We start from the raw sequence: 24,304 nt of genomic DNA on the forward strand, positions 1-24,304 counted from the left end.
GTTGCCGCCGGTGGTCAGTGCGAAAATGCCGTTGCCCGTGGTCACGTTGACCGGGCCGACAGTCGTGACAGAGGTGTTGCCCGTGCCGAAATTTTCGGCATCGACCCCGAACCGCGCATTGATCGCGCCATTGGCAGTGACATCGATATTGCCCGAGCCGCCCGCGTTGAGGATCGCCCCGACGATACCGGCATTGCCCGCATTGACGTCGCCATTGGCTACGATCGCGACATTGCCAGTCAGCGACTGGCTCTGCGCGTCGATGCCGTCCTTGCCCGCCGTCAGCGCGGTGACCGTGCCGTTGGTCGTGACGCTGATGCCGGTGCTGGTGGCGACATCACGGACGGTAATGCCCTCGCCAGTCGCGGCGAAGATGTTGCCCGCAGTGATGCTGACCGAGCCGACTCCGCCAGTCTGGACGGCATCGAACGCATTGCCATTGCCGTTGTTGATGATGTCGCCACCGGTATAGACGATGGGGCCGCCGGTTGCCGAGAGAGACAGCGCAGCCGTACCGCCAGCGGTCGGGGTATTGCCCGCATCGACGCTGATCGTGCCGTTATTGGTGACGGTGATACCGCCATTGCCGGCGTTGGACGTCGCGATGCCGTTTCCGCTGATCGTCGCTCCCGAATTGATCGTGACCACCACGGGGACTGGCAAGTTACCCTGGTAATTGCGGTCGACCGGGGTATTCGCCGGGAAAGTCGTGTCGGTCGTCGAGGTCGTGTCGCACGTTACCGTGGTCCCACCGACGACGCACTGCGCCCATGCCTCCGTCGGCAGGAGCAGGCCGATGCCCGCGACGGTCGCAGCCGCAACGGTCGAACGCAATGTCAGGCGACTCGCTTGTGCATACAAACCGCGCCGCCGCGCGGCCATTGGGGATGACACCTTAGAGTCGAAAGGAAGACGGCCTGACGAATACGGCGTGCGTGTCATGTTATTCCCCTCTGTTGCGCGGACTTAGCGCACGACTCGAAAGCCGCCCGACTTACTTAAATCGTCCGTCAATTAGGGGTTGATACTTGAGTGTTGACCGCAACTATTGGTTAAATGCGACATTTTGCGCACTTATCCAACACAGCGACTCTCAAGCCACTGTCGCAGCGATTTCCCAGTAAGATATTGTTTTTGCGAAAAAGCTCGGCCGTTTCGGGCAGATTGGTCCCAACCCATCGGACAGGTTGCGCGACGGCCATTGCGACGCCGTCCTGAAATTGCGGAAACCTGGGACAGGGACATCGAATGAACAGGCCGCGACGGGCATCAAACGCCACGCAGATCAGCCGTTTTTTGCTACCCTTGATGAAGCAGTGGCTGCCTTGAGCGACTGCCCGATCAGGACTTCAAGGTCAGTTCCTGGTGCTCGCCGCGCCTGACGATCTCGAGGTCGATCGACGTCGCAGTTGGGTCGAGCGCGCGCCCGAGTTCGGAGGCCCCCGAGATCGGCGACTCATCCGCGGTCAGCACGACGTCGCCCGCCTTCAGGCCGGCGGTATCGGCAGGCGATCCGGGCTTGACCATCACCACCACCGCGCCGCGCTGACGATCGGCGCCGAGCCGCTTCGCCAGCACAGGTCCCAAATCCTCGGCGAGGATCCCGAACGGTGCCGCTGGCGGCGCGCCGCTGCGCAACATCTCGCTGACGATTCGCGCGGCGACATCGCCGGGAACCAGCAACCCCAGATCGCCGGCGCTCTCGTCATCGGGGAAAGCCGACAGACCAAGCACCCGGCCATCGCTGCCGATAAAGGGTACACCTTCGACATTTTCGGTAAGCGCGGGGCCGATCGATACCGACGATCGCTGCGCTTCGCCGCCGGCGGCGAAATCGCGGGCGATCACTCCGGTCTGTACCGCGCATCCGCTTCCCTCGGGCGACGTCAGGCTGAATCCCCACTGGCCGGTCCGCGGTAAGTCCGTGTCGGCGAATTGCAGCGCCGCTAAATTCCGCCCGTCGACCTTGAGCAGCGCGAGCCCCGACAACGGGTCGCTCGCCACCATCTTGGCGTCGAGCTCGCGGCCGTCATTGAACTGGACCGGCAGCGTGTCGCGGCCGGCCAGCATCCGGCCGCTGGTGACGATATAGCCATCGGACGAAACGACGATGCCGGCGAGTCCGCGCGATGCCAGCAGGTCCGGCTTGGCGGTCGAGGCGGGCGGTACGCCAAGCCCGATCCTGACCACTGCCGGGCACGCGGTATCGACCAGATCAGGCAACATTTCGGAGGGAGATGCGCGATTGGTCACGCGCTGGATCGGCGCCACCACATGGCGCTCGACTGTCGCCATGGGGCGCCACAGCTGCGACCCGGTCACCACACCAATGACGATCAGCAGCAGAACGACGGCTGCCGTGATCGCCAGTTTCCTGAGCGGCATTGCGGGCGGAGTCGCGCTCATTCGCCGAACAACTCGCGCTGCGCTTTTTCGATTTCCTCGGTGTAGCGCCGCCGGACGTAGCGCTCGCTGACCACGCCCAGCACCGTACCATCGACTTCGGTGACGACGAATTCGTTGACCTCGCGCTCCTCGAACGCGCGCATGATCGCTGCGGCATCCTGATCGGGCGACAAGGTGAAATCGGTCAGGATCGCCACCTCGGTCACCGGCGCATCCTCGGCCAGCCCAGGCGCATGCGCGGCGACGGTGGGGATCAATCCCGCATAGGCGCCGGTCGGGCCGAGGGCCACGACCTGTGTGATCGAGCCGAGCGGGAAGCGCCGGCGGAATTCGCCGATCGAGGTACTACCCTCTATTTCGGGAATGCCGCGCCGCATCATCCGGCCCGCCGTTAGAGACTTGATCCAGCCCACATCGCGCGCGCTGCGGATCGTCTCGCCGCGCGTGTGCAGGCGCCAGGTCGAGAAGGAGAAGCCGAACGTCTCGCGCACCAGGGTACTGGCGCAAAGCGAGGCGGTGATCGTGACCGCGGTGAGCGCGAAATCGTGAGTCGATTCGAGTACCAGCAACGACATGGTCATCGGACCGCCGACCACGGCAACCGCCATCGCCGCCATTCCGACCAATGCAGCGTCGTTCGCGCTGACATGCGCCGCGCCGGGGATCAGATTGACCAGCCCCGCGAACAGCTGACCGACCAGCGACCCGAGAAATAATGACGCGAAGAACAAACCCCCGCGAAACCCGAACCCCAGGGAGATCGCCGACGCCGCGACCTTGAGCACGAAGATGGTCGCCAGGAACGCAAGGCCGACCTTCATCGTCAGATCGAGATGCAAGGCGCCATGCCCGGCCGACAGAGCCTGGGGCGACAAGGCGGCGATCGGGATCAGCAACAATCCGCCGAACACCGGCCGATAGATGTCGGGGATCGGCAGGCGCCGCGTTCCGATCTCGACCAGGGTCACCGCGCGCATCAACACGATCCCGACGACCGCGCAGACCAGCCCGAGCGAGGCGAACAGGAAATAGTCCCAGGTGCCGATCGCCTCCGCGGCGGGCAGGACGATCAGATAGGCCGGGACGCCGGAGATCCGCATCGTCACCACCGCCGCCAGCGCAGCCACAGCGACCGGGGCGATCGCGGCGGGCGTATAGGCGCCGAGCACGATCTCGAAAGCGTAAAAAGCCCCGGTCAGCGGCGCTCCGAACGCCGCGCCCACCGCCGCGCCGGCCCCTGCCCCGACCAGGACGCGAAGATCGGCGCGGCGCAACCGGAGCCATTGCCCGACGACCGACGCGACTCCGCCGCCCATCTGGGCATAAGCCGCCTCGAGTCCGACCGACGCGCCCATGCCGTTCGACAGCAAGGTCTGGGCAGCCACGGTCAGGCTGTCTCGCATCGGGATCACGCCGCCATGCAGCGCATTGGCCTCGACCACGTCGACCGGGGCACGGCCCCGACGCAACAGGCGGCCGAGCCCCGCCAGCAGCAATCCGCCGAACGGCAGTGCGAGCAATCGAAGCGGCTCGATCGCCGTTTGCGCGCTCAACCGCTCGTCGCCCGAAACGCCATAGAAGAGCGACTGCATGAAATGCGCGATCCCGCTCTGGACCAGGGTCAGCAAACCCGCCGACAGACCGATGCCGAGCGCGAGCACGATCAGCGCCGCTTCGCTGGTACGGAAGCGACGGCGCAATCCGATCAGCAGACCCGCGGGTCGAAAAGCGGGAAGAGACGCCATCGCGATCCGCCTAGTCGCCCAAGCCAGAGATGTCACCCGCCACGCCGGGGGCAAGTTCAGTCCGAGCGCCGTTCGCCAAGCCGCGGTGCGGGCCGGCCGAGCGCGAGGTCTGCGTCGGAGAAGCGAATCGGGGTGCGAAGCCCATCGATCCGCTCGCCCGGGACCACCATTCCGCGCGCCCGGACCTGGGGATCGTTGAGTGCCTGTTCGACCGTGTTGATGGGCCCGACCGGCACGCCGACGGCTTCCAGCTTGGCCAGCAGATCGTCCCGTGTGAAACGACGCGTCGCCGCCTCGATCGCCGCGAACAAGGGGGCGCGATGCTCGATCCGCCCGGCATTGGTCGCCCAGCGCTCTTCGGGCTCGATCCCGACTACGCCGCAAAACCGTTGAAACTGGCCGTCATTTCCGACCGCCAGGATGAACCAGCCGTCGCTGGTCGGGAAAACCGCATAGGGCGAGACGTTGAGGTGCGCGTTGCCGACGCGCGGCGGCGTGACGCCGCTGGCGAAGTAATTCGCCGCCTGGTTGGCGAGGACGCCGGTCATCGTGTCGAGCAGCGCCATGTCGATATGCTGGCCGCGTCCGGTCTTTTCGCGCTGGATCAGCGCCGCCTGGATGCCGATCACCGAATAGAGGCCGGTGGCGATATCGGCCATCGCCACGCCGATCTTCTGCGGCGCGCCATCGGGATCGCCGGTCAGGTCCATCATCCCGCTCATCCCCTGGATGATGAAATCATAGCCGGGCCGCGGCGCATATGGCCCGTCCTGCCCGAAGCCGGTGATCGAGCAATAGATCAGCCGCGGGTTGACCGCCGACAGGCTGGCATAATCGAGCCCGTATTTGACGAGGCCGCCGACCTTGAAATTCTCGATCAGGACGTCGCTGTCCGCCGCCAGCCGCCGCACTTCGGCCTGTCCTTCGGGCGTAGTGAAGTCGATCACCACCGACGACTTTCCGCGATTGCACGAATGGTAGTAGGCCGCGTCGCGCGTCCCATCGGGGTTGGTGATGAATGGCGGACCCCAGGTCCGCGTGTCGTCGCCCGCCGGGCTCTCGACCTTGATCACCTCGGCACCGAGATCGGCAAGGACTTGCCCCGCCCAAGGCCCCGCCAGGATACGCGCGAGTTCGAGCACCTTGAGGCCGGCGAGTGGAGCGGGTTTGGTCATGCGGCCTCCTTGCCGCCTGATCGCGGCGATGTCACTTGTATCCCGCCGGCCGACGTCTGCATGATGACGAGCCCGTAGCGCCGACGCTGCGATACATCGCTCGACGCCGCCATTGCGAATCGACCGCCGCCCTCCGAAGAAGCGGCATGCCGAGCACCGTTCAGTCCACCTTCAACAGCATACGCCAGAATCGAGTCGACACCGCCCTGACCGCGTTGCTCGTCCTTCAGGGCGTGACCTTGTTCGCCGTCATCCCGTTCGGCGCGCGGTCGACGGGCGGGCGGATCCTGCTCGATCTCTGCCATTTCTCGTTCGCGGCCATCAGCGTCGCCGCGCTGACACGGCACCGAATCGTCCAGAGCGTGGTGATCGCGGCATTGGCGCTTCTGGCGATGGGGCCCTCCGTGTCGCAGCGGCTGGGCACGGACCTGCATCTCGACGTCGCGGTACAGCACGAACTCGTCGCGCTGATCGCGTTCGCGTTCAACGCCGCCATCACCGCGCTGGTCGCCCGCCACGTCTTTTCCTCGGTTCGCGTGACCGTCCACCGCGTCCGCGGCGCGATCCTGCTCTACCTCAACGTCGCCGCCTTGTTCGGCATAGCCTATACGGCAATCGAGCAACTCGTGCCCGGCGCGTTTCACATCGTGATCCAGCCGGGCGAGGCGCCCACCGCCGCCTTCACCTATTTCAGCCTGACCACGATCACGACGGTCGGCTACGGCGACATTACCCCGCTCCACCCGTTGGCGCGCAGCCTTGCGACGCTCGAAGCGGTGTTCGGCCAGCTGTTCCCCGCGACCCTGCTCGCTCGCCTGGTCGCGCTGCATCTGGCGCACGAACGGCAGCCACCGAGCCGGCCGGTCGACACGGACGCCGGCCGGCCCTGACGATGGTCCGACGGTCGAAACGGCGGAAGATCAGCTTTTCAACAGCTTGACCGCCGCGTCGAGCCGATCGGCATAGCGATTGAGCGCCGCTGCGGTCTTCGCGACATAGGCCTTGGCGTCGTCGAAATGGCGCTGCTCGATCCCTTCTCGAATGCCCGGCAGCGTCTTGGCGCCGTAGCCGGTCAGCGTGCCGGGCGCGTAGATCAGATTGCGATACCAGGGCCGGCCGGGCAGGCCGTCCTTGTCGAGCAGCAATTGATCCACGTCCTTGAGCACCACCATCGCCTTGGCCACCTTGTCGGGCGAGGCGCGCTCGAACGCAGCATCGGCAGCGCGCGACGCGCGGGTCAGATGGTCCGACGCATCCTCCAGCGCGAGCATGTCAATTAGCGGCGTTACGCCTTTCTCTTCCGGCACAGCGGTCGGATCGACCGGGTTGGAGGTCAGCTTGAACACGTCGTCGCGGTTGAGATCCTTGAGCGCGCGGTCCTGGTCCCGCTGGTCGGCGGCGAGCTTCTTTACTTCGCCGACATAGCGCGCGACGGTCGCGGCCATGTCGCCATAGCGCACCGGCACGCGCGGCGCGGCGGCGGCGCGCAGCACCATCCGCCCGACGAACTTGGACAGGGTCGCGCCATAAACCAGCCCGGGATCGTCGAAATTGGTGACGTGGTAATAGGTGTCGTACGCCGAATGATACGAGCCACCGCCCGCGCCCTCTCCGCCGAAGCCGAGATTGACCGACGGGATGCCGAGATGGGCGATAAAGGCGCTATAGTCCGAGCCCGAGCCGAGCGCGCCGATCGGAATGTCGCCGCCCGCCTTGGCCGCCTCGAGCGCGCCGGACCCGGCGTCGCGGCCGCTGCCCGAATAGGCGCCGGCGCGGATGCTCGCGCGGAGGCGATCATACACGCTGACCCCGGTCTGCGGATCGGGCACGTCGCGCGCGATCGAATTCACGAAATGCTGGAGCGTATGGCTGCCCTCGGCTCCCAGGAAGCCGCGCGAGGTGTCGTCGGTGTTGATGTAGAGCACAGCCTTGGCCTGCAGCTCGTCGGCATGCGTCTCGGCCCATTCGGTCGAGCCGAGCAGGCCGGGCTCCTCGCCGTCCCAGCTGGCGTACACGAGCGTGCGGTCGGGCCGCCATCCGGTCTTCGCCAGCACGCCCAGCGCCTTGGCCTCGGACATCAAGGCGACCTGGCCCGACAGCGGATCGTCGGCGCCGAACACCCAGCCGTCGCGATGATTGCCGCGGACGATCCATTCGTCGGGGCGCGTGCTGCCCTTCATCACCGCGATGACGTCGTAGAGCGTCTTGAGCGACCAGTCCGACTTGACCGCCAGATGCACCTTGACCGCATCCGAGCCGCCCCAATGATAGGAGATCGGCAAGCCGCCGCGATCCCTGCCGGTTACCACCGGGCCGTCGAGCCCGGCGAGGATCTTGACCGCGTCGCCATAAGAGATCGGCAGCGCCGGGATCTTGAGGATCGTCTTGGCTTCGGCGCGAGTCAGGCGCTTGGCGTTATCGGTCGCGCCGACGCCGGGCGTCAGCGGATCGCCCGGATAGGTGGTCATGTCCATCACCGACCCGCGCTGCACGCCGCCTTCCGGCCGCGCGCCGCCCTTGGGATAGGCGTCGCCCTTGGCATAGCCATCGTCGCCCGGGTCCGAATAGATCAGGCAGCCGACCGCGCCATGCTCCTGCGCCAGCTTCGGCTTCAGCCCGCGCCAGCCGCCGCCATAGCGCGCAATGACGATCTTGCCCTTCACGCTGATCCCACGCCGCGCGAGCGAGTCATAGTCGTCGGGCATGCCGTAATTGACGTAGACGACGGGCGCGGTGACGTCCCCGTCACCCTGATAGGCGACATAAGGCGGCAGCGCGCCGTCGAGTTTGTCGGGACCGAGCTGCGGCTCCTGGCCGCCCAAAGTTACCCGTTCCGGACCGACCAGTTCGAGCGTGGTCGAGATCGGCGTCGGATAGAGGACCTTGAAGGTCTCGATATGCGCGTCCCAGCCCCATTGCTTGAACAGCGCCAGTTCCATCTCGGCATTGGCCTTGTCGTGCGGGCTGCCGACATGGTTGGGCGCCGACGCCATCTCCTTGAGCCAGGCAAGCTGATCGGCGCTGCTGATCTGGGCGTCGAACGCCTTTTCGGTCGCGGCGGTGCCGACGGTCTGCGCGCCGAGCGGTTGAGTGGCTACCAGTGCGATCGCCATCGCGGCCAATGCCGACATGCCGCTCATCCGGACGCGACGCGCCCCCGACCGACCCCGATACTGGTCCTTCGCCATCGCGCGCCCCTTTGCTGCTGGTTACCCATCCGAATCCACGGCACCGTAACGATGTCGTTGGAGCAAACCAGTCTTTCCGCACGAAAAAGCGCCACTTATCCTGCGAACGGCGCGTTGCGCTGGGCGCCATTCCCCTCCCATTCATGGGAGGGGCTAGGGGAGGGCATGTCCAAAAAGGGTGCCCGCATTTCGACACGCCCTCCCCCAGCCCCTCCCGCAAGCGGGAGGGGAGAAGGCCGCGCCACACGCAATGCCTAGCCCGGCGCGGCGGTGGATCCGCGAATGACGAGTTCGGCCGGCACCACGACAGGCTCCGCGGACACGTGCTTGCCCGTACGGTCGGCGATGATCAATTCGACCGCGCGCGACGTCACCTCGGCGATGCGCTGGACCACCGCGGTCAGCGGCGGATGGGTGAAGCGGACGATCGGCGTGTCGTCGAAACTGATCAGCGAGAGGTCGCGCGGCACTGCCAAGCCGCGGTCGCGGCCGACTTCCAGGGCCGCCAGCGCCATCTGGTCGTTGCTCGCGATGATCGCGGTCGGCGCCTGCCGCCGGTCGAGCAATTGCGCCGCGGCGGCCTTGCCCGACGCATAAGTGAAGTCTCCGGCGGCAAGCAGGCCGTCCGTGGACAGGCCCGCCGCCGCCATCGCGGCGCGCCAGCCGTCGACGCGCCAGCCGCTCACTTCATAGTCCGGCGGACCGGCGATGAAGCCGATCTGGCGATGCCCCAGATCGATCAGATGCGCGGTCGCGAGCCGCGCTGCGCGCTCATCGTCCAATGTAAGCGCGAATCCCGGCCCCGGCCGCAGCGACCCGATTCGCGCAAAACTGATCCCGTGCGCGACCAGCAAGTCCGTGATCAGCGGATTTTCCGAATGCGGCGGGGTCAGGATGACGCCGTCGGGCTGCAGCGCCGCGATCGCCGCGAGCAACTCGCGCTCGATATGGTCGCTATGCGTATCGATCAGTTCGACGATCAGGCGATAACCTTGCTGCGCGCAGGTCAGCATGCCGCCGAGCAGCATCTGGTCGACCCAGTCGCTGCCCTCGCGCGCGCGCCAACCCTCGATCGTACGCTCGCGATCGTTGAGCGCCAGGATCAGATAGGATCGCGTCCCGGCCAGCCGCTGCGCGGCGATCGACGGGACATAGCCCAGCTTGTCGATCGACCGTTGGACGCGCTCGATCATCTCGTGCCGGACATTGGGTTCCTTGTTGATGACCCGGCTGACGGTCTGCATCGACACCCCGGCATCAAGTGCGACGTGCTTGATCGTAACGCTCTGCCTGCGCCGTGCCATCGAACGCTCAGCGCCTGGCCATCGCGGACGCCGGCGGGCCCGGCGTCGGTTTGCGCGACGGCTCGGCGGTCGGGAGTGGGCTTTGCGGCATGAACCTTGGGTAGCTCTATATCGAAGGAGCAGGAAGTCCGGAATCAGACCCCATACGGACCCATTCACAAAGCCTCAGTCCGACCCGCCGATCTCCCGTTGCCGAGCCTTGCCCGCGCGTACATGATGGCGGCCCAGCGCATGCCCGACATCCTTGCCCCGCCAGTCGACCAGCGACGCGACACGACCGGCGGCGGGGCGGCCGAGCGGCGCTCGACCGCATTTCTGCTGATCTATGCGCTGGCCAATGCCGGTGGAGTGATCGGCTATCTGCCGCTCTTGACCTTGTTGCTGGCGATCAAGGTCGAGGCGCTGGCGGGGGAGGCGCGAGTCGACTTACTGACCGCGACCGTGATTGCCGGGTCGATCGCGGCGAGCGCGTCCAACATCCTGTTCGGCTGGTTGAGCGACCGATCGGTCGCACGCGGCGGCGGTCGGCGGGGCTGGATGGTGGGAGGGCTGATCGCGACGATCGCTGCTTATGCGGCAATCGCGGTCGCGCACAGTGCCGCCACGATCATCGCTGCGATCGTGCTCTTTCAGGTCGCGCTCAACGCAGTGCTGGCGCCGCTGGTCGCGGTGATGGCGGACGAGATCCCCGATTCGCAGAAAGGCACTACCGGTGGACTGTTGTCGCTCGGCTATCCGGTGGCGTCGGGCGTGCTCGCCTTGGTCGTCGGCATCCCCGCGCTGAATGAAACCGGCCGGTTGATGATCGTCATCGCCATTGCCGCTCTCTGCCTGACGCCCCTGATCCTGAGCCGCGCGCGGCCGCTGCCGATCGTCGATCCACCGCGCGCCGCTGTCGCGATACGCCGCCATGACCTGGCAGCGGCGTGGCTCGCGCGATTGCTCTTCCAGGTCGCGGGGTGCGTGCTTCAGCTCTATCTGCTCTATTATTTCGAGAGCATCGTCCCCGATGTCCCGCGGGACGAACTGGCGGCGCGCGTCGGAAACCTGCTCACTCTCTCCTTCATCGCGCCCTTGCCGATCGCCTTGTTGTTCGGGCGGCTGTCCGACTGGCTCGACCGCCGCAAGCCGTTCCTGATCGCCGCGGTCGGCGTCGCCGCGGTCGGTCTCGCCGGCATGGCGGCGGCGCATAGCTGGACCGCGGGAGCGCTCGGTTTCGCCTGCTACACGATCGGCTATAGCGTGTTCCTACCGCTGCAGACGGCCTTTTCGATGCAGTTGCTGCCGGACCCGCGGCATCGCGGGCGCGACCTCGGCCTGTTCAACCTGACCAACACCCTGCCCTCGCTGCTCGGCCCGTTGCTGACCTGGTGGCTGGCATCGCCGCGCGATTTCGCCGCTGTGATGGCAATGCTGGCGATGCTGGTCCTCTGCGCGGGGCTGACGATGCTCGGGGTGCGGGGGAGGCGCTAGAGCCTGTTTCAGCAAGCCGTAACAGTAGGGGCGTCCGATTGCTTCCCGACCCACACTCGTCGCGGCCCGGAACGACTTGGTTCGAAACGAAGTTTTTAGCGGTTGCGCGCTTACCTGCATGGGGTAAGCAATATGGGTTGTTAGCGCAGGGGTGGCGTTTGGCCGGGGGGAATACGCATGGAGCCGCCGCCGACCGCTTCACCGCGGCGCATGACGCGTTGCGGGCGGATCCGTCCGTCCAGTTCACGCTTGCCCCGCCGCCGCCACCCCCCGCACCGCCCGCCTGGCTCAAGGGACTGGCGCATTTCTTCGAATGGCTGGGGCATGTGCTCGCCCCGATCGGCCGCTTCTTCGCCTGGCTGACCAGCTTCATGCCCGCCGCGCCTTATGCCCGCATCCTGCTATGGGGCGTGATCGGCATCGCCGCGCTCGCGCTGATCTGGTTGATCGTCGAACGGCTGCGTTACGGCCAATGGCGCCTGCCTCGCCGCCGCTCGCGCGCCGCCAGCCCGATCGCGATCGAGGCCGAGGAAGAATGGCAGCCCGATGTCGCGCAGGGCCATGCCTGGCTGGAGGAAGCCGATGCGCTCGCCGCCAAGGGCCTATTCGCCGAAGCCGTCCACCATCTGCTGTTCCGGTCGATCGAGGACATCGGCAAACGGCGTCCGCAGCTGGTCCGCCCGGCCCTGACGAGTCGCGAAATCGCCACCGCCAACGCCATTCCGTCGCGTGCGCGCGACCTGTTCGCCGCCATCGCCCGCCAGGTCGAGCGCAGCCTGTTCGGCGGACGGCCGGTCGGTGCCGATGACTGGCAGGCGGCGCGTGCCGCATATGCCGATTTTGCCGTGCCCGGGGTGTGGAAGGCATGAGCGACCTAACCATCGGCCGCAGGCAGGAGGATGGCGGCGCGTTTCGCCTGCGCACGGTGATCCTGCTGCTCGCGGTCGGCATCATTGGCTTCGTCGCGTTGATGCTCGGCAATGCCTATGAGGCGCCGTCCGATTCGACCAATGGCGCGTCGGCGCATGCGCTATCGAATGGCGCGACCGGATATAGCGGGATCGTCCGGCTCGCGCGTGCCATGGGTAAGGACACGCGCATCATCCGCGACCCGTCGCAACTGGGCGCGAACGGCCTGTTGGTCCTGACGCCGCCGCTCGGATCGACGCCGCTGGGCGACGTGCTGCTGCGGCGCGACGATTTGCCGACCTTGGTTGTGCTGCCCAAATGGTCGACCATGCGGCTGCTCCCCGCGGGCCGTCCCGGCTGGGTCATGCGCCTGGGCCTGATCGACAAGAAGGAGCCAGAAGGCGTGCTGGCGCCCGACCGCAAGTTCACGGTCTCGCGGCTGACCAGCGGCGGGCGTCCGTTGCGCTCGGCCGGCTGGATGTCGGAGGATTTCGGGTTCGAGGCGCCGCGCCCACTGCAGACGATCAGCGGCGCCGACCTCAAGCCGCTGCTGACCGACGAGCAGGGCAATATCGTATTGGGCGAAGTCGGCGGCAAATCGCTCTACGTGCTTGCCGACCCCGACCTCCTGTCGAACATGGGCATGCGCAAGGAAAGCCAGGCGCGCGCCGCGCTCGCCCTGCTCGACGCGCTCAACCAGGATGGCGATCGCGATTTCGACTTCGACGTGACGGTGGCGGGGCTCGGCAAGGCCAAGAACCCGCTGCGCCTCGCCTTCGATCCGCCGTTCCTGGCGATGACGCTGGCGATCGTCGCGGCGATGCTGCTCGCCGGATGGCAGGCGTTCGCGCGGTTTGGCCCTGCCGTGCATCGCGAACGCGCGATCGCGTTCGGCAAGACCGCGCTGGTCGACAACGCGGCCGCGTTGATCCGCAAGGCAGGGCGTCAGGCGCGGCTCGGCGGACGCTATGTCGAGGCGATCCGCGAACGCGCGATCGTCGCATTCGGCGTGCCGTCGCGGCTGCGCGGGCCGGCGATCGACGCCTATCTCGACAAGATTTCCGGGCGGTCGCGATTCACCGACCTCGCCCAGGCCGTGGACGATGCGGACGACAAGGCCAGCCTGGTCGCCGCGGCGCGCGCGCTACACGATTGGCAGAAGGAGAAGGGCAAGTGACGGTCGAGGAAGTCCGCAATCTGGCGATGGCGATCCGCCAGGAAGTCGGCAAGGCCGTGGTCGGCCAGGAAGCGACCGTCGAGCTGATGCTCGTGGCGCTGTTCGCCGGCGGCCATATCCTGCTCGAAGGCCCGCCTGGCACCGCCAAAACGCTGCTCGCACACAGTTTCGCGCGCGCGGTCGGGATCAAGTTCGGGCGCATCCAGTTCACCCCGGACCTGATGCCCGGCGACATTATCGGTGCCAATCTGTTCAACTTCCAGACCTCGACCTTCACGCTGACGCGCGGGCCGATCTTCACCGACATGCTGCTCGCCGACGAGATCAACCGCACGCCGCCCAAGACCCAGGCGGCGTTGCTCGAGGCGATGCAGGAACGGACCGTGACGATCGATGGCGAAAGCCTGCCGCTCGGCGACCGCTTCATGGTGGTGGCGACGCAGAACCCGATCGAGCAGCAGGGCGTCTATCCGCTACCCGAGGCGCAGCTCGACCGCTTCCTGTTCAAGCAGACGGTCGATTATCCGTCGGCGGCCGAGGAGCGCAAGATCATCGCCACCCACGGCTCGCGGTCGACAGCGATGGAACCAGAAGACTGGGGCGTCGAGCCCCGCACCGATGCCACCAAGATCGGCGAGGCGATCGCCGCGGTCGGCACGGTACGGCTGGTCGACGAGGTGATCGATTATATCGCCGCATTGATCCGCGGCACGCGCGATGTCGCCGATCTCGAAAGCGGTGCCTCACCGCGTGCCGGCGCGATGCTGGCGGGGGCGGCGCGCGCGCGGGCTGCACTCGACGGGCGCGATTTCGTCATTCCGGACGACGTCAAGCAGCTCGCGCCCGCGTTGCTCCGCCACCGCCTGATCCTGTCGCCCGCCGCCGAGATCGACGGCCGGATGGTCGAGGAAGTCGTGCATTCGATCATCGAAACGATCGAGGCGCCGCGTTGAATCTTCGCGTCGCCTTCGGCGCCGCTGGTCCGGCACCAGCCCGCTCCCCCACCCGGCCTCCCAATCAGGATATTCTATGGGAGGCCGGGTGGGGGAGCGGGCTGGTGCGGCACTGGTTCAGCCTCGCTGAAACACACAAAAGGAGCCCGAATTGATCTACCCGACGCGCTTCGCGGTGATGGCGGCGGCGGCGGGGGCTCCCGTCGCGCTGTTGATTGCCGTGCTGGCGCCGGACCATTGGTATGCCGGGCTCGCCTGGCCGGTAGCGATCCTGATCGGCGCGGTGATCGATGCGATGCTGGCGTTGCCCGCCGGCCGGATCGCCGCCGGGCTGACCCTGCCGCGCACCGCCAGTGTCGGCGAAACGGTCGAGGCGGTGATCAGCGTCGAAGGGCCGGCGCTTGGCGGGCCGGGCAGTGTCCAGATCGCGATCGCCGCCGATCCGCTGGTGACGCTGGAGGATGACGGACGCGCCAGCGTGCGGCTCGACCAGGGCAAGGGCGCAGTGGCGCTGCCCGTCGCGACGGTTCGCCGCGGCACCGCGCATTTCGCGACCTTCTGGGTGCGCTGGCGCGGACCGCTCGGCCTGGTATGGCGGCAGAAGCGGATGGCGAGCGAGGCGGCGCTCAAGATTCTGCCCGACATTCGCCCCGTCCGCGAGCGCGGCTCGCGAATCTTCCAGCGCCACGCGCTGCAAGGGCTGATGACTCAGCTCGACCGCGGCGACGGCACCGATTTCGACGCGCTGGTCGAGTTCCGGTCGGGCATGGACCGGCGCGCGATCGACTGGAAGCAATCGGCCCGCCACCTCAAGCTCCACGCCAAGGAATATCGCACCGAGCGCAACAATCAGATCGTCTTCGCGATCGATTCGGGGCGCCAGATGTCCGAGCCGGTCGCCGGCATTCCGCGCGTCGACCGCGCGGTCGGTGCGATGCTGCTGACCGGTTGGGTCGCGCTCAAGCTCGGCGACCGCGTCGCGCTCCATTCGTTCGATTCGCGCCCGCGCATCGCCAGCGGCCTGATCTCGGGTGCCTCGGCCTTTCCCGAGCTCCAGCACCTTGCCGCCGGGATCGATTATTCGGGCGAGGAGACCAATTACACCTACGCCCTGACCACGCTCGCCGCGCGGCTGACGCGGCGGTCGATGATCGTGATGTTCACCGAATTCACCGACCTGACCAGCGCCGATTTCATGATCCGCGCCGCGGCGCGACTGGTCGAAAAGCATCTGCTGCTGATCGTGGTCTTGCGCGACGAAGAGCTCGAATCCCTGGTCGATCACGCGCCCGACACCGCCGACGACATCACCCGCGCGGTGACCGCCGCGGGGCTGCTGAAGGACCGGCTGCTCGCGCTGACCCGGCTGCGCCATCTCGGCGCGCATGTCATCGAGAGCGAATATGACCGCGTCGCCGATCGCCTGGTCGAGGGCTATGTCGACCTCAAGCGGAGGAACCTCTTGTGACGGCCTATGTCGAAGCCCGCACGCCGCTGGTCAACGCGACGCGTTTCCGTGCCGCGCACGAGGCCGATTGGGACCAGCTCGACAAGATCTTGACCCTGATCGAGAAACGCGGCGTCAGCGCGGTGCCCGATCAGCAATTGCTGGTCCTGCCTTTGCTCTATCGCGCTGCCTTGTCGTCGTTGTCGGTAGCGCGCGAAACCTCGCTCGACCGCGCGCTGATCACCTATCTCGAGCAGCTCTGCACGCGCGCCTATTTCCAGATTTATGGCGTTCCCACCTCGCCAATGAAGCAGCTCGCGCATTTCTTCGCGCGCGGCTGGCCCGAAGCGGTGCAGGCATTGTGGAAGGAGACCCTGGTATCCTTCCTGCTGACCGTCGCCGGCGCCCTGGTCGCCTATCTGATGATCGCGCACGATCCGTCCTGGTATTATGCGATGATCCCCGATGGCATGGCCCAGGGACGTGACCCCGGCGCGAGCACCGAATTGCTGCGCCAGACCCTCTATGACGGCGGCAAGGATGCGCAGCAGAGCGCACTCGCCTTGTTCGCTTCGTTCCTGTTCACCCACAATGCGCAGATCGCGATCTTCTCGTTCGCGCTGGGGTTCATGTTCTGCGTCCCGACCGCCGGGCTGATCGTCTATAACGGCCTGATGCTGGGAGCGATGATCGAGGTCTTCGCGTCGAAGGGGCTGGGCTATAATTTCGTCGGCTGGCTGATGATCCACGGCACGACCGAATTGTTCGCCATCATGATCTCGGGCGCGGCGGGATTCCGCATCGGGCTCGCCATCGCCTTTCCGGGCAGGCTATCGCGCACCGATGCGGCGGTGGCGGCGGGACGGTCGGCGGCGACCGCGATGGGCGGCACGGTGGTCATGCTGGCGGTTGCCGGGCTGCTCGAAGGGATCGGGCGCCAGACGATCACCAATGACGAATTGCGCTACGCGATCGGGCTGGTGATGCTCGCCGGCTGGCTGCTCTATTTCTACATGCCGAGGGGAAAACGCGATGGCACGCCCGCCTAGCCGCTCCTCGATCGCCGGGCTCCGGCGCCGTTTCATCACGCCCGAGGGCGTCGACCTCAATATCGAATTGGGCACGGCGGGTGCGCGCGCGGGCGCGTTTCTGCTCGACGGTGTATTGATGCTGGGCGTGCTGATCCTGGCGTCGATCGCGATCGGCCTGATGGCGTTCGCGTCGCAATCGATCCTGATGGTCGGGCTGTGGATCGTCGGTTTCTTCACCCTCCGGAACGGATGGTTCACCTTGTTCGAAATGGGTGCGCGCGGTGCGACGCCCGGCAAAAGGATCGTCGGGCTGCGCGTGGTGGCGCGCGACGGCGCACGGCTGACGGGTGGTGCGGTGATCGCGCGCAATGCGATGCGCGAGATCGAGATATTCCTGCCTTTATCCTATTTCTTCGCCTCGCTCGGCGCGATGTTCACCGGCGGCGACGTGCTGCTGCCGCTGCTCGCGCTCGCCTGGAGCATGATCTTTCTGCTCTTCCCATTGTTCAACCGCGACCGGCTGCGGGTCGGCGATCTGCTCGCCGGAACCTGGGTGGTGCACCGCGCCCGCGCCCAGCTCGGCCACGACCTCGCCGCGTCCGCCGCGCAAAGCACCCGCCCGCGCCGCGTGTTCAGCGACGCCCAGCTCGACCTGTACGGCATTTACGAGCTGCAGACGCTCGAAGAGGTGCTGCGCGGCGGCCAGACCGACGCGATCGTCACCGTCGCCGCGGCGATCCGGCGCAAGGGCGACATCCCCGACGATGGCGACGATTATGGCTTCTTGTCGGATTATTACGCGGCTTTGTGCGGCCGGCTCGAGCGGGGAATGATGGTCGGGCTCAGGCGCGAGGATAAATATTCGAAGGCGACGCGGGCGGCTTAGGCGCTCGCCCACTATCAATCGCCGTACCGGTACATGAGAAACGAACTGATCGCCTTATCCAAAGGATTGTCGAACGTGTCGCGGATGCCTAGCGAACGGCGATGAAGAGCTATTTCCTGATAGGCTTTGAAAATCCGGCGCGCGCTCAAGCTGCCCTCTCGGACTCCTTCGCTGGCCAAAGCGGAAAAACCTGGGTGCTGTTCGCCAACGCGGGCGATCCTATGGCTTACTTTTATCTCGGCACAAACGAATACGGAGAATTCGAAGAGTTCGCGAAAGACGCAAACCTCATCCAAGCCGACATCAGTGGGCGGCATTTCAACGAGGACGATAAGATCATCGCTGTCCTTGCCGGGTTACAGGACCGGATCGGCGGACACATCTTCAACGACGATGACGTGAAGTTAAGGTAGTGGCGGGTCACTCACGTATATAGGCTTTCCCCTGAAGGGGAGGGCTGGGCGTCCAATCAATGGCGCAAGACGAGATCACGCATCTGGCTTGTGCAACAGTCTATCCCGCAACGCTTCCAGATTGACCCCGGCGATCGCGGCCGCTCGGTCCTTCGCCTTCAGGATGGCGGAGAGCTGGTTCAATATCTGGCAAGCATTGTCGAACCGCTGCAGCGCCTCGCCATGGCGTTGCAGCAGCGCCATGTCGCCGATCAGATCCCCGGCCACGTCGTCCAGCATCTGCTGGACATGATCGAGTTCCTCGGCGACTCGCGCCTCGACGTCGGTGATGAGTTCGGCAGGGCTGGCGGGCCGCGCCTGCTCTTCGATGATATCGCGGCCGCCGCGGATCGCGGCCTGGATCTGGTCGACCCGCGATTGGCCCTGGCCGAAGATCGCGGCCGGCGCGCGGCGGCCGGCAACCCATTCGTCGACCGAGGCCGCGCCCTCGAACTGGATTCCGCAGCGGCCGTCGGCTCGCCACGCCACGACGCCGCGCATTTCGACCTCGAGCCGCTGCAGGATCAGCGAGGCGCCCGGCTCGGGCAACGCCTGACCATCGACCATCGCGCCCCTTTCGGACAGATTGCGGATCCTGACCGGCGCGACCACGCCCCCCGAACGGATCGTCGCGGTCAGCAACAGGTTCTTGCGCGGCGCGCGAGCGCGCGGTGTCCCGGGATCGCCGGGCGAACCGCTCTGACCCTGCTCACTCATGCCGACGGATTCCGTCGCGACCAGCCGCAATCGCAACCAGGCGGTTCAACATTCGCCATTTCCACCATAACCGAGCGTGTTACAGCAAAGCATGGCGTGCGGCGATAGCGCGCGCCACACCCGAATGGACAAGCCGCGTGACGCCCATGCGAACCCGCTATTTCGCTTCGGCCAACAGGCCCTTCGCGGTCGGGCTGGTCCAGTCCATGCCGCCGATCATCCGCCACACTTCCTTGCCCGACGAATCGTAGAGGATCGTCGTCGGCAGGCTGGGATTGCCGAACGCCGCCGACATGTGCAGATCCGTGTCGGTATAGGCCTTGACCGCCTTCAGCCCCGCTTTGGCGAAATAGGGATCGACCGCGGCCTTGCCGTCGAGGTCCTGGCTGACCGTCACGACCTGAACCTTGCCCTGGCCGGCAATCTTGTCGAGCGTCGGCATCTCCGCCTTGCACGGCCCACACCAGGTCGCCCACAGGTTGAGCAGTACCGGCTTGCCGGCGAAACTGGCCAGGGTCAGCGGCTTGCCATCGGGGCCGGTGAAACCGGCAGTCGGCGCCGCCTCTCCCTTATGGTCGCGGACCAGCTTGCCGATCACGTCGACCCCGGTGTCAGACGCGGACGGCGCCGGCGCCATGTTGGCCGCCTCGTCCAGCGTCGGCAGCGCCGCCGTTTCGTTCGCTTGCCCCTTGGGGGCGGACGGCCTATCGCAGCCGCCGATCAGCGCGGTAGCCGCCAGGAGAAGTACGATAGAGCGCAAGCAAACCTCGAACGCGATGTGGGGCGGTCGGTTCGCTGAGGGACCGGCGGCGGTGATGCGCGAGATAAATGCCTCGATACCGTTCGACAAGCGTTTGTGGCGGCAGGACATCGCCGGGTCGAAGGCACATGTCGCGATGCTCGGCGCACAAGGCATATTGAAGGCCGAGGATGTCACGGCGATCGCCCAGGGGCTCGACGCGGTCGCCGAGGATTATGCCCGCGACGGCGTGCCCGACGATCTGAGCCTCGAGGACATCCACATGCTGACCGAGGCGCGGCTGGCCGAGAAGGTCGGGCCGGTCGCCGGGCGGCTGCACACCGCACGCTCTCGTAACGATCAGGTCGCGACCGATTTCCGGCTTTGGGTGCGCGATGCGATCGATCAGGTCGCGGCCGCCCTGGGTGAGCTCCAGGACGCGCTGATCGCCCGCGCCGAGGAGCATGCCGATGCCGTGATGCCCGGCTTCACCCATCTCCAGTCCGCGCAGCCGGTGACGCTCGGCCATCATCTGATGGCCTATCACGACATGATCGCGCGCGACCGCAGCCGTTTCGCCGACAATCGCGCGCGGATGAACCGGTCTCCGCTCGGCGCCGCCGCGCTCGCCGGCACCAGCTTCCCGCTCGATCGCGACGCCACGGCAAAGGCGCTCGGGTTCGACGGGCCGACGACCAATTCGCTCGATTCGGTCAGCGACCGCGACTTCGCGCTCGATTATCTGATGGCGGCGACGCAATGCTCCCTGCACCTCAGCCGCCTCGCCGAGGAATTCGTGATCTGGGCGTCGCAGCCGTTCGGTTTCGTTGCCATGTCCGATCAATGGTCGACCGGCAGCTCGATCATGCCGCAAAAGCGCAATCCCGACGCCGCCGAACTGGTGCGCGGCCATGCCGGGCGGATCATGGGTTGCATGACCGCCTTGTGCGTGACGATGAAGGGCCTGCCGCTCGCTTATTCGAAGGACATGCAGGACGACAAGCCGCCGGTGTTCGAGGCGCATGACCTGCTCGCTTTGTCGATCGCGGCGATGACCGGCATGGTCGAAACCGCGACGTTCCGCACCGACCGCATGCGCGCGCTGGCCGAATCGGGCTTCGCCACCGCGACCGACCTGGCCGACTGGCTGGTGCGCGAGGCCGGCTTGCCGTTCCGCGAGGCGCATCACGTCACCGGCCGCGCGGTCAAGGCGGCGGAAGAGACGCAAGTCGCGCTCGACCAGGTGCCGATCGAAACGTTGCAAGCGATCGATGCGCGAATCGACGAACGCGTCTATGACGTGCTGAGCGTCGATGCATCGGTCGCGAGCCGCACCAGTGCTGGCGGCACCGCGCCGATACGGGTACGGGAAGCGATCGCGGCCGCGAAAGCGGCACGCGCAAACGAAGCGCCGGCGGCGAAGGCCGCGCGAGCGGGAGAAAAGACGTGAAACGGTTTGCCATCCTCGGCCTGGTTCTCGCATTGTCGGCATGCGGTGCCGCGCGCGATTTGAAACCGGCCGCGGGCAAACCGTTGCCGGTCGCGCCTTATGGCGCCACCGCAACTCCGACGCCGAACCAGCTTCTCTCCGCCTCGATCCAGGCGCGCCCCGCACGCAGCGACGATCTGCTGACCAGTTCGGAAGAGCGCCAAGGGAACGAATTCGACCTCCCCCCCGCAAACTGAGTTTTCATGGACGATTTCAACCTGAGGAACGGCGAGCTCTACGCCGAAGACGTCCCCATGACGCGCATCGCCGCCGAAGTGGGGACCCCCGTCTATATCTATTCGCGCGGCACCTTCGAGCGACACGCCCACGCCTTTCGCGACGGCCTGAAAAACGTGCCGCGCGTCCATCTCGCTTATGCGATCAAGGCCAACCCCAACCTCGCGGTGCTGCGGGTGATGGCCAATGCCGGCTATGGCGCCGACGTCGTGTCCGGGGGCGAGTTGGAACGCGCGCTCGCCGCCGGGGTGCCGGCGAAGGACGTGGTGTTTTCGGGCGTCGGCAAGACCCGCGCCGAACTGGCGCAGGGGCTCGACCGGGGTATCGGCCAGTTCAACCTCGAGCTCGAAGCCGAGGGGGTCGCCTTGTCGGAGATCGCCGCCGCGCGCGGGATCAAGGCGCCGTGCGTGCTGCGGGTCAATCCCGATATCGATGCCGGCACCCACGCCAAGATCTCGACCGGCAAGGCGGATAACAAGTTCGGCGTCGCGATCGCCGACGCGCCTGCAATCTATGACCGCCTGGCGAAGCTTCCCGGCCTGAACTTGCGCGGCGTCGCCTCGCACATCGGCAGCCAGTTGCTCAGCGTCGCACCGATGGAGGCGACCTATCGCCGGATCGGCCAGCTCGTCGCCGATCTCCGCGCCGACGGTCATCGCATCGACCGCGTCGATCTCGGCGGCGGGTTGGGGGTCGCCTATCGCGCCGAGGACAAGCCCGAAAGCCCCGCCGCTTATGGCGAGATGGTCGCGCGCGTCACGCGCGACTGGGATGTCGAGCTGATGTTCGAGCCCGGCCGTGTCATCGCCGGCAATGCCGGGGTGCTGCTGACCCAGGTGATCTGGGTCAAGCCATCCCCGACCAATCCCTGGGTGATCGTCGACGCCGCGATGAACGACCTCGCGCGGCCCGCGCTCTACGAAGCGTGGCACGATTTTGTCGCGGTGAAGCCGACCGGCGAGCGGTTCGTCGCCAATATCGCCGGTCCGGTATGCGAAAGCGGCGATACCTTCGCCAAGGCGCGCGAGATCGACAAGGTGAAGGAGGGCGACCTCGCCATCTTCCGCACTGCCGGCGCCTATGGCGCGACCATGGCCTCGACCTATAACAGCCGGGCGCTGGTGCCCGAAGTGATGGTCGATGGCGATCGCTATGCCGTCGTCGCCGAACGCATCCCGGCCTATCGCGTGATGTCGGAGGAACACGTCCCCGATTGGCTAGCCAAGGTTCCGGCGTGACCCTGCACAGCCTGCCGGTATTCCTCCGGCTGGCGGGACGGCCGGTGATCCTGATCGGCAAGGGTGACAGCGCGGACGCGAAACGCCGCCTGCTGGAGCGTGCGGGAGCGACCGTCGTAGGCGAGTATGACGAAGCAGCGCTGGCGATCGTCGCACTCGAGGCGCCCGACGAGACGGTCGCACGGCTCAAGGCGCGGGGAGTGCTGGTCAACGCGGTCGACCGACCCGATCTGTGCGATTTCACGTTGCCGGCGATCATCGACCGGTCGCCGGTGATTGTCGCGATCGGCACGGGCGGGGCGTCGGCCGGATTAGCCGCAGCGCTGCGCCAGCGGCTAGAGGCGATCCTGCCGGCATCGCTCGGCGACCTGGCTCGGGCGCTTCAGGCGGCACGCACGAGATTGCGTGAGCGCTTCCCGAAAGCGGACGAGCGCCGCCGCGCGCTCGGCCGGGCGCTGAGCGACGGCGGCCCCCTCGACCCTCTTCGCGCGAGCGCCGCGCAGGTCGAGGACTGGCTGGAAACACCCGTTCGACTTGAGCGGGCCGAAGGCCCTGCCCCTTCCCTCGAGGCCGTCAGGCTTACCTTGTCGTCCCTGAACCCCGACGACCTCACCTTGCGCCAGGCGCGCTTGCTCGCCCAGGCCGATCGGGTGGTGCACACGTCCGACGTCCCGACCGCGATCCTCGACCGTGCGCGCGCCGACGCGCCGCGGATCGTTTCGGTTGCGCCGCCCGTTGATCCGGCAGAAGGACTGACCGTGTTTGTGGAGATCGCGCGATGAGCGGCTTTGCCTATCATGTCGATGAAAGTGGCAAGGCGACGCGCTGCGAGATCAAGCAGGCGCTCGATATCGATCACGGCTTCGTCTGGGTCCATCTGACGACCAATAACGAACACGCCCAGACCTGGCTGTCGGACGTCGCCAAACTCGACGATTATCTGGTCGACGCGCTGACCGCGACCGAGACGCGGCCGCGCTGCGAGCAGTTCGGCGAGGGTGCGCTGCTCAATATGCGCGGGCGGTCCGACGACGAAATGGTCTCCTCCGATCCGCTCGCCTCGGTCCGCATATGGGCGATCGCGGGGCGCGTGATCTCGGTCACCCGCAAGACGCTCAAGGCGATCAAGCTGGTCGAAGAATGCGTCGAGGCCGGCCAGGTCCGCGACCCCGGCGACCTGATCACCGAATTCGCCACCGCGATCACCAGCGATCTCGACCCCGATGTCGCGCAATTGGGCGACGATCTCGACGAATGCGAGACCTCGCTCGACAATGAGAAGATCTTCGAACTGCGCCGCACCGTCACGCGCGTGCGTGTCCAGTCGATCGGCTATCGCCGCTTCCTGGCGCCGCAGCGCACCGCGCTCGAAAAGCTCAGCACACTGCAGGTCGGCTGGCTGGGCGACGACGACCGCCTGCATCTGTCGGCCGCCGCCGACCGCGCCGCGCGCATGGCGGAGGAATTGGAGAGCATCCGCGAACGCTCGGCGCTCACCCATGAGGCACTGACCGATCTGCGCGCCGAACAGATCGATCAGCGCGCGTTGATCATCTCGATCGTCGCGATGATCTTCCTGCCGCTGACCTTTTTGACCGGGCTGTATGGCATGAACGTGCGCGGCCTATGGCTCGCCGACCAGCCCTGGGCATTCGACGCGATCGTCGGCATCTGCGTACTCACCGCGGTCAGCGTGACGACCTATTTCGTACGACGGCACTGGTTGCGGGGGTGATAT

22 protein-coding genes are annotated in these 24,304 nt (G+C 66.6%); 14 read left to right on the top strand and 8 right to left on the bottom strand.

From position 1 onward, the window contains the following. The 4 genes from SPR01S_RS09890 to SPR01S_RS09905 form a co-directional block, all read right to left on the bottom strand. The coding region (locus SPR01S_RS09890; RefSeq protein ID WP_218016739.1) for a hypothetical protein at positions 1-834 on the bottom strand (834 nt) is incomplete at its 3' end. 507 nt (positions 835-1,341) lie between these two features. Further along, positions 1,342-2,406, bottom strand: a complete 1,065-nt coding sequence (locus SPR01S_RS09895; RefSeq protein ID WP_066588752.1) for a S1C family serine protease — start codon at positions 2,404-2,406, stop codon at positions 1,342-1,344. Beyond that, positions 2,403-4,151 (bottom strand): chloride channel protein, encoded by a 1,749-nt coding sequence (locus SPR01S_RS09900; RefSeq protein WP_066588756.1) that lies wholly within the window; start codon positions 4,149-4,151, stop codon positions 2,403-2,405. The genes SPR01S_RS09895 and SPR01S_RS09900 overlap by 4 nt, the downstream gene beginning before the upstream one ends. A 56-nt stretch (positions 4,152-4,207) precedes the next feature. Next, entirely contained in the window at positions 4,208-5,326 is a 1,119-nt protein-coding gene (locus SPR01S_RS09905; RefSeq protein WP_066588757.1) for a CaiB/BaiF CoA transferase family protein, read from the bottom strand. Positions 5,327-5,472: 146 nt separating this feature from the next. On the opposite strand from SPR01S_RS09905, the gene SPR01S_RS09910 reads away from it, so the two are divergent. After that, a complete protein-coding gene (locus SPR01S_RS09910) occupies positions 5,473-6,216 on the top strand; it encodes a potassium channel family protein (protein WP_066588759.1) in 744 nt (247 codons plus the stop codon). A 30-nt stretch (positions 6,217-6,246) separates the two neighbouring features. On the opposite strand, the gene SPR01S_RS09915 is transcribed toward SPR01S_RS09910, so the two are convergent. Further along, a complete protein-coding gene (locus SPR01S_RS09915; protein ID WP_245661938.1) occupies positions 6,247-8,514 on the bottom strand; it encodes a transferrin receptor-like dimerization domain-containing protein in 2,268 nt (755 codons plus the stop codon). A 254-nt stretch (positions 8,515-8,768) separates the two neighbouring features. Continuing rightward, positions 8,769-9,818 (bottom strand): LacI family DNA-binding transcriptional regulator, encoded by a 1,050-nt coding sequence (locus SPR01S_RS09920; RefSeq protein WP_066588764.1) that lies wholly within the window; start codon positions 9,816-9,818, stop codon positions 8,769-8,771. A 231-nt stretch (positions 9,819-10,049) separates the two neighbouring features. Between SPR01S_RS09920 and SPR01S_RS09925 the strand changes: the two genes are divergently transcribed. The 8 genes from SPR01S_RS09925 (at position 10,050) to SPR01S_RS09960 (ending at position 18,107) form a co-directional block, all read left to right on the top strand. After that, positions 10,050-11,291, top strand: coding sequence for an MFS transporter (locus SPR01S_RS09925; protein ID WP_084251087.1), 1,242 nt, complete (start codon positions 10,050-10,052; stop codon positions 11,289-11,291). Between the two features lie 158 nt (positions 11,292-11,449). Then, on the top strand, positions 11,450-12,160 hold the full coding sequence (locus SPR01S_RS09930; protein ID WP_066588767.1) for a DUF4129 domain-containing protein: 711 nt from the start codon (positions 11,450-11,452) through the stop codon (positions 12,158-12,160). After that, on the top strand, positions 12,157-13,377 hold the full coding sequence (locus SPR01S_RS09935; RefSeq protein ID WP_066588771.1) for a DUF4350 domain-containing protein: 1,221 nt from the start codon (positions 12,157-12,159) through the stop codon (positions 13,375-13,377). The genes SPR01S_RS09930 and SPR01S_RS09935 overlap by 4 nt, the downstream gene beginning before the upstream one ends. Further along, a complete protein-coding gene (locus tag SPR01S_RS09940; protein WP_066588775.1) occupies positions 13,374-14,330 on the top strand; it encodes an AAA family ATPase in 957 nt (318 codons plus the stop codon). The genes SPR01S_RS09935 and SPR01S_RS09940 overlap by 4 nt, the downstream gene beginning before the upstream one ends. 151 nt (positions 14,331-14,481) lie before the next feature. After that, positions 14,482-15,798, top strand: coding sequence for a DUF58 domain-containing protein (locus tag SPR01S_RS09945; protein WP_066588785.1), 1,317 nt, complete (start codon positions 14,482-14,484; stop codon positions 15,796-15,798). Next, positions 15,795-16,826 (top strand): stage II sporulation protein M, encoded by a 1,032-nt coding sequence (locus SPR01S_RS09950; RefSeq protein ID WP_066588787.1) that lies wholly within the window; start codon positions 15,795-15,797, stop codon positions 16,824-16,826. The genes SPR01S_RS09945 and SPR01S_RS09950 overlap by 4 nt, the downstream gene beginning before the upstream one ends. Further along, a complete protein-coding gene (locus SPR01S_RS09955) occupies positions 16,810-17,694 on the top strand; it encodes an RDD family protein (protein WP_066588790.1) in 885 nt (294 codons plus the stop codon). Before SPR01S_RS09950 ends, SPR01S_RS09955 begins: the two co-directional genes overlap by 17 nt. A 101-nt stretch (positions 17,695-17,795) precedes the next feature. Further along, the gene (locus tag SPR01S_RS09960; protein WP_066588793.1) at positions 17,796-18,107 is read left to right on the top strand and encodes a hypothetical protein; all 312 of its coding nucleotides are present in this window, start codon (positions 17,796-17,798) and stop codon (positions 18,105-18,107) included. Between the two features lie 75 nt (positions 18,108-18,182). On the opposite strand, the gene SPR01S_RS09965 is transcribed toward SPR01S_RS09960, so the two are convergent. Continuing rightward, positions 18,183-18,863, bottom strand: coding sequence for a PilZ domain-containing protein (locus SPR01S_RS09965; RefSeq protein WP_066588796.1), 681 nt, complete (start codon positions 18,861-18,863; stop codon positions 18,183-18,185). A gap of 157 nt (positions 18,864-19,020) precedes the next feature. After that, a complete protein-coding gene (locus tag SPR01S_RS09970) occupies positions 19,021-19,623 on the bottom strand; it encodes a TlpA family protein disulfide reductase (RefSeq protein WP_245661939.1) in 603 nt (200 codons plus the stop codon). A 16-nt stretch (positions 19,624-19,639) separates the two neighbouring features. On the opposite strand from SPR01S_RS09970, the gene argH reads away from it, so the two are divergent. Genes argH through SPR01S_RS09995 form a run of 5 tightly spaced genes read left to right on the top strand, consistent with a single transcriptional unit; the run spans position 19,640 to position 24,301 of the window. After that, positions 19,640-21,052 carry an argininosuccinate lyase gene (argH, locus tag SPR01S_RS09975; RefSeq protein ID WP_066588798.1) on the top strand — a complete coding sequence of 471 codons (1,413 nt, stop codon included), beginning with the start codon at positions 19,640-19,642 and terminating at the stop codon, positions 21,050-21,052. After that, positions 21,049-21,288, top strand: a complete 240-nt coding sequence (locus SPR01S_RS09980; protein WP_066588800.1) for a hypothetical protein — start codon at positions 21,049-21,051, stop codon at positions 21,286-21,288. Before argH ends, SPR01S_RS09980 begins: the two co-directional genes overlap by 4 nt. A 6-nt stretch (positions 21,289-21,294) precedes the next feature. Next, positions 21,295-22,566 carry a diaminopimelate decarboxylase gene (gene lysA, locus SPR01S_RS09985; RefSeq protein ID WP_066588802.1) on the top strand — a complete coding sequence of 424 codons (1,272 nt, stop codon included), beginning with the start codon at positions 21,295-21,297 and terminating at the stop codon, positions 22,564-22,566. After that, the gene (locus SPR01S_RS09990) at positions 22,563-23,348 is read left to right on the top strand and encodes a precorrin-2 dehydrogenase/sirohydrochlorin ferrochelatase family protein (protein ID WP_174531884.1); all 786 of its coding nucleotides are present in this window, start codon (positions 22,563-22,565) and stop codon (positions 23,346-23,348) included. The genes lysA and SPR01S_RS09990 overlap by 4 nt, the downstream gene beginning before the upstream one ends. Continuing rightward, positions 23,345-24,301, top strand: coding sequence for a zinc transporter ZntB (locus SPR01S_RS09995; protein WP_066588804.1), 957 nt, complete (start codon positions 23,345-23,347; stop codon positions 24,299-24,301). The genes SPR01S_RS09990 and SPR01S_RS09995 overlap by 4 nt, the downstream gene beginning before the upstream one ends. Positions 24,302-24,304: the final 3 nt, after the last annotated feature.

Origin of the sequence: Sphingomonas pruni NBRC 15498, from assembly GCF_001598455.1 — a bacterium.
Lineage (GTDB): Bacteria > Pseudomonadota > Alphaproteobacteria > Sphingomonadales > Sphingomonadaceae > Sphingomonas > Sphingomonas pruni.

Coding starts and splice junctions, on each gene's coding strand:
- SPR01S_RS09895 (WP_066588752.1), bottom strand. CDS start 2,406: ATGAGCGCGACTCCGCCCGCAATGCCGCTCAGGAAACTGGCGATCACG.
- SPR01S_RS09900 (WP_066588756.1), bottom strand. CDS start 4,151: ATGGCGTCTCTTCCCGCTTTTCGACCCGCGGGTCTGCTGATCGGATTG.
- SPR01S_RS09905 (WP_066588757.1), bottom strand. CDS start 5,326: ATGACCAAACCCGCTCCACTCGCCGGCCTCAAGGTGCTCGAACTCGCG.
- SPR01S_RS09910 (WP_066588759.1), top strand. CDS start 5,473: ATGCCGAGCACCGTTCAGTCCACCTTCAACAGCATACGCCAGAATCGA.
- SPR01S_RS09915 (WP_245661938.1), bottom strand. CDS start 8,514: ATGGCGAAGGACCAGTATCGGGGTCGGTCGGGGGCGCGTCGCGTCCGG.
- SPR01S_RS09920 (WP_066588764.1), bottom strand. CDS start 9,818: ATGGCACGGCGCAGGCAGAGCGTTACGATCAAGCACGTCGCACTTGAT.
- SPR01S_RS09925 (WP_084251087.1), top strand. CDS start 10,050: ATGCCCGACATCCTTGCCCCGCCAGTCGACCAGCGACGCGACACGACC.
- SPR01S_RS09935 (WP_066588771.1), top strand. CDS start 12,157: ATGAGCGACCTAACCATCGGCCGCAGGCAGGAGGATGGCGGCGCGTTT.
- SPR01S_RS09955 (WP_066588790.1), top strand. CDS start 16,810: ATGGCACGCCCGCCTAGCCGCTCCTCGATCGCCGGGCTCCGGCGCCGT.
- SPR01S_RS09960 (WP_066588793.1), top strand. CDS start 17,796: ATGAAGAGCTATTTCCTGATAGGCTTTGAAAATCCGGCGCGCGCTCAA.
- SPR01S_RS09965 (WP_066588796.1), bottom strand. CDS start 18,863: ATGAGTGAGCAGGGTCAGAGCGGTTCGCCCGGCGATCCCGGGACACCG.
- argH (WP_066588798.1), top strand. CDS start 19,640: ATGTGGGGCGGTCGGTTCGCTGAGGGACCGGCGGCGGTGATGCGCGAG.
- lysA (WP_066588802.1), top strand. CDS start 21,295: ATGGACGATTTCAACCTGAGGAACGGCGAGCTCTACGCCGAAGACGTC.
- SPR01S_RS09995 (WP_066588804.1), top strand. CDS start 23,345: ATGAGCGGCTTTGCCTATCATGTCGATGAAAGTGGCAAGGCGACGCGC.